This window comes from Staphylococcus sp. HMSC14D10 (assembly GCF_001808125.1).
GTDB classification, from domain to species: Bacteria; Bacillota; Bacilli; order Staphylococcales; family Staphylococcaceae; genus Staphylococcus; species Staphylococcus haemolyticus.
On the sequence record NZ_KV792233.1, the window covers coordinates 1 to 653 of the forward strand.

General features: G+C 30.2%; 3 protein-coding genes and 1 pseudogene. All 4 read right to left on the minus strand.

All coding sequences use genetic code 11. The annotated features are described in order from the left end of the window. Nucleotides 1-14: 14 nt before the first annotated feature. The gene (locus HMPREF3134_RS01100; RefSeq protein ID WP_011276027.1) at nt 15-149 is read right to left on the minus strand and encodes a phenol-soluble modulin PSM-beta-2; all 135 of its coding nucleotides are present in this window, start codon (nt 147-149) and stop codon (nt 15-17) included. Between the two features lie 56 nt (nt 150-205). Beyond that, nucleotides 206-340: a phenol-soluble modulin PSM-beta-3 gene (locus HMPREF3134_RS01105; RefSeq protein WP_011276028.1), complete on the minus strand. Its 135-nt coding sequence runs from the start codon at nt 338-340 to the stop codon at nt 206-208. Between the two features lie 54 nt (nt 341-394). Then, nucleotides 395-529 carry a phenol-soluble modulin PSM-beta-2 gene (locus HMPREF3134_RS01110; RefSeq protein WP_011276027.1) on the minus strand — a complete coding sequence of 45 codons (135 nt, stop codon included), beginning with the start codon at nt 527-529 and terminating at the stop codon, nt 395-397. Nucleotides 530-588: 59 nt separating this feature from the next. After that, nucleotides 589-653, minus strand: a pseudogene (locus tag HMPREF3134_RS11895) (phenol-soluble modulin PSM-beta-3); the annotation flags it as partial.

Sequence of the window (653 nt, forward strand, 5' to 3'; positions counted from 1 at the left end):
AAATAAACGTTAAATTAGAAACCAAAGATTTTACTTAATTCAGTTACACCGTTTGAAACGATATCTAAAATACTTGTACCTAATTTAGTCCAGTCTTGGTTTTGACCTGCTTCAATTGCACTTTTTACTGCGTTTGCGATTTTTTCCATGATCATTATCTCCTTTGTATTGTTTATATATATTAATAAAATGTTATCTGTCGAACTTAAAATCCGAATAATTTACCTAGAATGCCTACACCGTTTTCTACGATACCTACAATGCTTGTACCTAATTTAGCCCAATCTTGGTTTTGGCCTGCTTGAACTGCATCTGAAATTGCTTGTACTAATTTTGACATTTAAATCGCTCCATTCTTTTAATTTTATATATTTAAATTGTTTAATTTTTAGATTTAGAAACCGAAGATTTTACTTAATTCTGTAACACCGTTTGAAACGATATCTAAGATACTTGTACCTAATTTAGTCCAGTCTTGGTTTTGACCTGCTTCAATTGCACTTTTTACTGCGTTTGCGATTTTTTCCATGATTACTATCTCCTTTATAATGTTTATTTATATTTTCAATAAATGTTATATGTGGAAACTTAGAATCCGAATAATTTACCTAAAATGCCAACACCGTTTTCTACGATACCTACAATGCTTGTAC